1 protein-coding gene is annotated in these 1246 nt (G+C 62.8%); it reads right to left on the bottom strand.

Going from position 1 to position 1246, the window contains the following annotated elements; translation table 11 throughout:
* Positions 1-38: 38 nt before the first annotated feature.
* Positions 39-1180, bottom strand: a protein-coding gene (locus tag AC0IY0_RS28695; RefSeq protein ID WP_471766467.1) for an IS3 family transposase whose coding sequence is annotated in 2 segments (ribosomal slippage) — positions 39-913 and positions 913-1180 — 1143 coding nt in all. Because the reading frame shifts where the segments join, the coding sequence is not laid out codon by codon here.
* Between the last annotated feature and the right edge of the window lie 66 nt (positions 1181-1246).

The following is a 1246-nucleotide window of genomic DNA, read 5'->3' as shown; positions in this document are numbered from 1 at the left end:
TGACCTGACCGGTATTTTGGACCGAGCCGATTGAGAGGCTACTGCATGGTGGCGGCCATGGGTAGCCGGAAGGCCAGGTCCGGGAAGGTGACAGGCGCGGGCGGCCGATAGCCCAAGGACGAATGCGGTCGAACGCGGTTGTAGGTATTCTGCCACATGCCGATCACGGTCTGTGCCTCCTTGAGCGAGTAGAAGATCTCTTGGCGTAGGCACTCGTCCTTCAGCTTGCCATTGAAGCTCTCACAATAGCCATTCTCCCACGGCGATCCTGGTGCGATGTACTGGATCTGCGGGCCGGTTTTGGCGACCCATTTCCGCAAAGCCTTCGAGATCATCTCTGGGCCGTTGTCGCAGCGGATGTTGTCGGGGATGCCATGCAGGCACATCGCATCGGCCAGCGCCTCGATCATACCCAGACTGCTGATGCGCCTCGCGACCTTTAGCGCCAGGCAGGCGCGACTGTGCTCGTCGATCAGCGTCAGGATACGCAGGCTTCGCCCGTCATGGGTCTGGCCCTGCACAAAGTCGAAGCTCCAGACGTGATTGCGATGGAGAGGCCGCAGCCGTACGCAGGAGCCATCGTTCAACCAGAGACGGCTGCGTGGTCGATGCTTTTGCGGGACCTTGAGCCCCTCACGACGCCAGATCCGCTGAACCCGGTCTTTCCCCACCTGCCAGCCCGCTGCCTGCAGCAGTGCGGTGACGCGGCGGTAGCCGTAGCGTCCGTACTCGGACGCCAAGGCGATGATGGCGCGGGTCAGCGCATCCTCGTCAGCTGGTACCGTGGGCACGTAGCGTTGCGTGCCTCGGTGCTGGCCGACGATCCGGCAGGCGTGACGCTCCGAGAGGCCGTACTTCTCCTGGATGGCGTCGACTGCCTGCCGGCGTCGCTCCGGGGCTATAAGTTTCCCGAGGCGACATCCGCCAGCACCTGCTTCTCCAGGGACAAGTCAGCCACGAGCCGGCGCAATCGAGCGTTCTCGCGCTCCAAATCCTTCATCCGACGGGCCTGGTCGATTTGCAGGCCCCCGTACTCCTTGCGCCAGCGATAGTAACTCTGCTCGGAGATCTCCGCCTCCCGGCACGCTATCGCCAAACTCTTACCCTGGGCCGTCTGCACCTCAATCTGGCGCAGCTTCAGCACCACCTGCTCCGCACCCGTCTTCTGACCTCGCTTCATGTCCAGCTCCTTCAGTCCTGGCTGATCCTCTCAATCAGCCCGGTCCAAAGCCAGCCGGTCAGGTCA

It is taken from the genome of Methylobacterium sp. AC315, assembly GCF_979253755.1.
Note: the sequence above shows the minus strand (reverse complement) of the source record. Positions and strands in the feature narration are given on the sequence as shown.